Origin of the sequence: Rhizobium sp. M10, from assembly GCF_002531955.1 — a bacterium.
Taxonomy (GTDB): domain Bacteria; phylum Pseudomonadota; class Alphaproteobacteria; order Rhizobiales; family Rhizobiaceae; genus Rhizobium; species Rhizobium etli_C.
In genome coordinates this window covers 1-4,909 of record NZ_NWTA01000056.1, presented here as the reverse complement: position 1 = coordinate 4,909, position 4,909 = coordinate 1, and the positions used below count along the sequence as shown (strand labels likewise).

The following is a 4,909-nucleotide window of genomic DNA, read 5'->3' as shown; positions in this document are numbered from 1 at the left end:
TTGTTGGAGTGCTTGATCCGGTTAAGGCGCTCCTCCTCGACCGCCGCTATCACTCGCCCGTCGCGAACGAGAACCGCAGCCCCATCGTGCATAAAGGTGTTCGGTAGATCGAACGAATTTTCGTAGACTCTGCTTAGACCGCCACTGAGCCCTAGACACAGCATGTTGCTCTCCAGTTCGTTTCGAAAGGTAGGTCGCTCTGGTCTGGCCACCGGCTTTCGCAGTTTCATAGGGTGGCGCTTGACAGTGCAGCTAGAGCTCACGGGTCGAAGCCGAAATCAGATCGTGACCGGATCGGTGAGATTGCCGACAATCGGCGCTAACAGAGCCCCAGACCGAAGCATTTGCGGCAGTAACGCCGCGTAACGTATCCACATTACCCAGTCCTTCATCTTTCCGCCCGACAGCCACAACGACGTTTGGTGGTCGCTGCAAAGGTCGCAGACCGTATCCTTGCAGCGGCGAGTGCGCCTGCGTTGGCTCCGAGGCATAGCACACAGAATTCCGCCGCCGGCCTCCGTCATTCGCATATGCGCCAGTACCGAACTCAGCTCCCACGCGGTGGGGCCGCCATTGATAATCACGTCGAACGGCGCCCACGGCGTGAGAACCGATCTGCAACAAACGCTAGAAGGGGAAGCAGTAGAAAGATGACCAGCGCGCGGTGAAGACGAATAGGAGGCGGCATCGACCGGGGCAAAAGTGCGTCCCGTGAGAGCCCACTGAAACGTCGAGAAGCAACGACCAAGATTCTACCCGATCACGTCGAGCGCAAGATAACGATCGAGACCAGGCAGCAGACCGACTGCCTCATCTCGTTTTCCCAGCACAGTCTCCACGGCACCCGAGGACCCATTTTAAGAACTCCGAATTACGGCTTTTACAAAACGCTTCTTCAGCGTCTTCTAATGGCAACCGTTTCGATCAGTAAAATCGATTGTTTGGATGGAATGCATTCACGAAAACGATGGCGTGACTCAGCAGTGAAGCGAGCGGCGACCCCATCCTTCTCTCTATGGCGGCCGTGTGCAAGGCAGATCCGCCTGTGACATTCGACCGACAAACTCCTCGTGTCTTGTCATAAAAGCAACACTCCTTCGCTACTCTTGTTTCAGCCGACAAAGCCAAGCCGCATGTTCGTCTCGGCACATCAATGAGCCTAATGGCGGCGCTAGCTGCAAGGAAACTGCGTTCGGTCTTGGTCAGCACCGCCGCTGCGAGTGCCGCGAAACGTGGGCCAAGCGCTTCAACATTTTCCCCGGCGTAAGTGCGCAGCATCTGGTCTTTGAAGCGCCAGCCGACGAAGGAGAAGCCTGGGTTGGTGCGCGGCTCCTTCACCACTTTAGGGACCGGGACGATAAATCGGCAGAGGCCGCGGTAACTCCAAAAAATAATGCGGCGCTAAAAAATTGGCCTCAGGCTAGACCGTGGGTATAGACTGGTAGTCCGGTAGGCGCTATTCGTGCTGTTCCAGCATAACATCAGCCACCCCGTGGATTCTCCAAGGCCTCTTATATTGAAAAAAGTGCAACGCAGTTTTGCCGTCGAGTACAAGAACGGCAGGCGAAAACTTGATGCCAGATCGAACTCGATCTGGGGCAATGTGGATCTAAAGTCAGTCGCGCGCGATCTAGAGGAAGAGGCATTGCCTTTTCTGTCAGGTAGCTCTCAGAGTGGCAAACCCGACAGCGAAATGTCTTTGCCGGAACAAGATCAGGCCGAGCAGTTGTTGACAGCGCCTCTCGGGCCGTCGACAACTGCATCAGATACACAGGAGATGAGCATGGCCGACGAGACTAATACGACAACCAAGGTCGATGGACAGACCGTTGTCGAAACGCCTAATGCGCCGAAGAAACAGCGCAAACCGCGCGCCAAAAAAGTCGCGGCACTCGAGACCGCGTTAGCTGACGCTACGGCAGAGCCGGCAGCTGCGCTGGCCGGGGACGGTGGTGTGAAGAGGAGAGGGCGCAAGACAAAGGCTATCGAAGCCACGGCGAGCGCCAAACGCGCACCTGTGCGCCGTGCTCCAAAGGCTGTGCAGGCAGCGCCGGCTGCCCCGATGACGGCGAGCGATGAAATGGCAGACCTTTTGCAGTTGGAAGAGGAAAATCAGCGGCTGCGCAAGCTTCTTGCTGGAAAACTTCGCGCTGAAAATGAAGATCTGCGCAAACGGCTCAAGCTCGATTGATATAAGCAGCCGGTCAATAAGCGACCGGATCTACATTCTTATCGAGACAAACAATTCGGCAACGGTAATGCTGTTGCCGGACCCCAAACTCACTGCCTGCTTGCGGGATAAAACGCGAGGTCGGATAGATGGCGTCTCCCTGGAAACTTCTTGCCCGACTGATCTCACCGGGTCGCGAACAAAAGCGAGAAAACGGCTCGGACCAGAAGGTTACGCCGGACACATTGGCCATTGCCGGTCCGACCGAAACGCCTGCCGAGAAGAGCCTGATAAGCGCCGTTCGACCGGCAAGCGAGGGGCCTCCCCGTCACGGCCATTCTCCTGCAATTTCCACCGAGTTTGTTGTTTCTAAGGAAGTCGGAATCGGTGGCCACGATCAGGTCGAAGGCCAAGATGCCAAAAACGTTGAGGCGGCCGATCCACCTCCATTCGGCGGGCTTAGTACCGACATCGCCGCTGGGCACGATGCTACGAGGCTCGAGCGAACTCTCGAGGTCGCCCCGCGTAAGAAGGCATCAGCCGCGATTGCAAACGCTGCCCCGGCAGTTCACACTGCGGACCAGATGAGCCTCGACGAAGACATCAGGGTGCTCAGGAGGCAGCTAGCCAGAAAGCTAAGGCTGCAAAACGCGCAGTTGAGAACAATGCTGGAGCGGTTTGAACGGTGACCTGTCGCAGTGCAACAACCTGTCGCCCTGGGCATGTAGTGGAGCCAACGGCAGCATCACCTGTGTACGGCAAGGACAAATAATTGGGGTCCGAACACGGTCCCATTTCGTCGAGATCAACGACAAGAGTGTTTAGGCCATGTTCTAGGCATTTAACCGCGCTCGATCGCCACCGTGAACATCGAGCCTGCCGCAGGTTTCCTGGATGCGCGTCTCCGCCGCCTGCGCAATCGAAGCCGCATTGGTGGCGTCAAGCTGAACTGTCCGGGCGTCTGGTCCGTTTTGAACGAAGGTGTCGCCTGCTTCAAGTTGGCGCGCGCAACCGAGCCGGTGAAGCCGTGCTGCGCCAGACCTTTCACGATATTTGACGGCGGATTTCTTTGCCAGTGGCGAGAGCTGAACTGTGACGCGATCGAGACCGACACATGCCATGGACTGCGAATTCAGCGATCGATTTAAAATCGAGCAATTGGGGGCTTGCCTCCTGCCTAACATCTCGACGAACTCGAGCTCGATTAAGTGATCACTCCAAGGTCCTCCGTTTGCCAGTCTAGATCGGCTGGCGGCCAAGATAAGCATCGAACGCGGCAGCGACATGGCGAAGGGCAGAGCGACGTTCGTGCCGCACACTGACTAAACCGTTGTCAAACTCAACGATCCCATCCTCAGCCAGAATCTCTAGCTGCTTAGCTGAACTCACTAGATGGGTCTGATCAAATCCCTGAGCCGTACAGATTGCTGATATGTCCGCCTCCACGTAGCACATGAGCTGTTCGATGATTGCAGCTCTTACGCGATCCTCGGTAGCTAAACGGTAGCCCCTTGAGATCGCCAAGCGGCCGGATGCTATGTGCCGGTTATAACAGCTTTGCGTGAGATCGTTTTGAACGTAACCGTCGCCGCAACGACCAATGGCGGACGCGCCCAAACCGATGACAGTTGAGCAGGTTTCGGCAGAGTAACCAAGCGAATTTCGGCGCAGACGACCAGCTCTCTGTGCTATTGCAAGCTCGTCATCCGGCAAAGCAAAATGGTCGAGACCAATTTGCAGATAGCCTGCTGCAACTAACGTATCGGCCATGGCTGAGGCCTGCTCAGCTCGCGCGGCTATATCGGGCAGTGCTGCTGTGTCAATCAAGCGCTGATTTTTTCGAAAAGATGGAACGTGGGAATAACCGAAAACCGCGAGGCGGTCGGGACGCATCGCAATAGCTAACATAGCGCTCTCGAGACAGGACTGGACGGTTTGGTTCGGCAAACCGAACATCAAGTCGAAATTGATACGCCTGACCCCATACAGGCGGAGGTTTTCGACGGCGGTCATCACTTGCGCCTCGCTCTGAATCCGGTTGATCGCTTTTTGTACGACGGGATCGAAGCTCTGCACACCGACGCTTGCGCGATTCACACCGGTTCTTTCTAGGGCTTCGGCCATATCGGTGGTGAACGTGCGCGGGTCGACCTCAACGGCAATGGTTGCACCTCGCTCAAGCGCAAAACGGCCGCGCAGGAGTTCCATTAGCGACAGGAAGTCTGCCGATGGCATAATGGTCGGGGATCCGCCGCCAAAGTGCACGTCACCCACGGAGAGTGCCTGCGGCACTTGCTCGGCGACCAGGCGGATTTCCTCGCGCAGCATTGCTAGACGGTTATCAAAGTGTCCCGACGAGTGATGCTAGTCGGAAAACCACAATACCAGCACATCGAGCGGCAGAATGGAATGTGGAGATAGAGCGAGACAGCGTCATCAGTTCCCTGGCTTCTCAGCCATTGCTCATAAGTGTGGGCGCCGATTTCTGGAGAAAACTCCTGTATTGTTGGGTAGATAGTATACCAAGGCAACTGCGCCCCGCTATTTGTGTTCGGAACGAAAATCGACGACGGTGCGCGCAAAGACTTTCGCCTGCAGTCCGTGTCACGTTCACATACAATATTTGACACGTTTTTTTCCTTCGAAAGCGTGGTCCTATTGGGCACATGCCACGCCCGGAATGGACTTGATGTTCGATTTGACGTCGCATTCGGAAAGGGCCTTCGGCTCATCGCCAGG

General features: G+C 56.2%; 4 protein-coding genes and 1 pseudogene. 2 read left to right on the top strand and 3 right to left on the bottom strand.

Annotated elements, in window-relative coordinates:
• Both CO671_RS32820 and CO671_RS32810 read right to left on the bottom strand, forming a co-directional pair.
• Positions 1–164: carbamoyltransferase N-terminal domain-containing protein (locus tag CO671_RS32820; RefSeq protein ID WP_141514514.1), on the bottom strand; the 164-nt coding region annotated here is incomplete at its 3' end.
• Between the two features lie 760 nt (positions 165–924).
• A complete protein-coding gene (locus CO671_RS32810; protein ID WP_011053452.1) occupies positions 925–1,341 on the bottom strand; it encodes a hypothetical protein in 417 nt (138 codons plus the stop codon).
• Between the two features lie 175 nt (positions 1,342–1,516).
• Between CO671_RS32810 and CO671_RS32805 the strand changes: the two genes are divergently transcribed.
• Together CO671_RS32805 and CO671_RS32800 are read left to right on the top strand one after the other, a co-directional pair.
• Entirely contained in the window at positions 1,517–2,191 is a 675-nt protein-coding gene (locus tag CO671_RS32805; protein ID WP_029875595.1) for a transcriptional regulator, read from the top strand.
• A 128-nt stretch (positions 2,192–2,319) separates the two neighbouring features.
• Positions 2,320–2,859 (top strand): hypothetical protein, encoded by a 540-nt coding sequence (locus CO671_RS32800; RefSeq protein WP_004679185.1) that lies wholly within the window; start codon positions 2,320–2,322, stop codon positions 2,857–2,859.
• A gap of 550 nt (positions 2,860–3,409) precedes the next feature.
• Here the strand turns inward: CO671_RS32800 and hemN are convergent.
• A pseudogene (gene hemN, locus CO671_RS32790) lies at positions 3,410–4,752 on the bottom strand (oxygen-independent coproporphyrinogen III oxidase).
• Positions 4,753–4,909: the final 157 nt, after the last annotated feature.